This is a genomic window from Moraxella equi (genome assembly GCF_002027555.1).
GTDB classification, from domain to species: domain Bacteria; phylum Pseudomonadota; class Gammaproteobacteria; order Pseudomonadales; family Moraxellaceae; genus Moraxella; species Moraxella equi.
In genome coordinates this window covers 1-1,020 of sequence record NZ_MXAP01000128.1, presented here as the reverse complement: position 1 = coordinate 1,020, position 1,020 = coordinate 1, and the positions used below count along the sequence as shown (strand labels likewise).

The window sequence follows — 1,020 nt, the reverse complement described above, 5'->3', positions numbered from 1 at the left end:
GCTAACATAACGCTAATTATGCGGTAGTTCATTTTGTCATTGGTCGGTTATTTGTGTTGGTTGGTCGGAAATGTTTGTTACTGTGGGGGATTGGTCTGGGGTGGCGGTTGTCGCCTTAAACACTCGCCCAGTGCCAACATAGTCCTTGCAGTCTGTGGGGGATAGGGTCATTACATCGCCGTAAGCGTTGTAAGCAAGACACTTACCGCCCATCTGCATAACCCCACGCACTTGGAGCATTGGTTCGGTGCGTCTGATTTCGTAATCTTGTGGTAAGTCTTGGGCAAGCAAATAAACACGTCTATTTTCTTGTTCTTGCTGGTCTTGCTGGTCCTGTGTCGTCGCAGTATCATCTTGTTCTTTGATAAAATCAACAGATGTATCTTGTAACTGCGTTTTTTGGGCAACATCATCAAAAGGGTTACCGCTCATCTGTGTGTAGCTTTCCATGCCATTTAGGATAATAGCAGTTAAGATAATGGCGGTAATTGCAAACGTGATGACCGCACTCACGGTTTTTTGGCTTGTTCGTGCTTTGCCGTCCGTTACCGCTGATGTGGACTTGTAGAGTGGGAACATATTTTCGTTGATGTGCCACTTTTGCTTGTCGTCAGCGTCTTTAAACGCTGTTTTTGACAGGCTTTTTTGGCAATAGCTCCACCAGTAAACGTCAACGGTTTTTTTCTTTTTTGGTCGGTGGACATGGACATGTTCGCCCACGTTCTCTAAAACATAGTCATTTAGTAGCTTTGTCGACTGCGTGATGAACCAAATATCAATCCCATAATGTCTATGGGTAGATAAGTCTTTACCTATCCTGTTATGTGCCGAGCGGTTCTCTTTCATAAAGGCGTCAAAATACTGGTATTCATCAATAATGATGAGCTTTGGCGGTTCGTTGGGGTCTTTATTAGGGTTAAGCTGTCGCCAATCAGCATTTTCAGGCAGGGGGCGAACGCCTGCGACTTTAATGCCTTCGATGTTCGAGTAAAATTCCTTGTAGAAGCCTTTTTCAATCTC

Annotated in this window: 1 protein-coding gene; it reads right to left on the bottom strand. The window is 44.6% G+C overall.

Annotated elements, in window-relative coordinates:
• Window positions 1–36: 36 nt before the first annotated feature.
• Window positions 37–1,020 (bottom strand): zonular occludens toxin domain-containing protein (locus B5J93_RS11610; protein WP_079326525.1); only part of this gene is annotated, 984 nt, incomplete at its 5' end.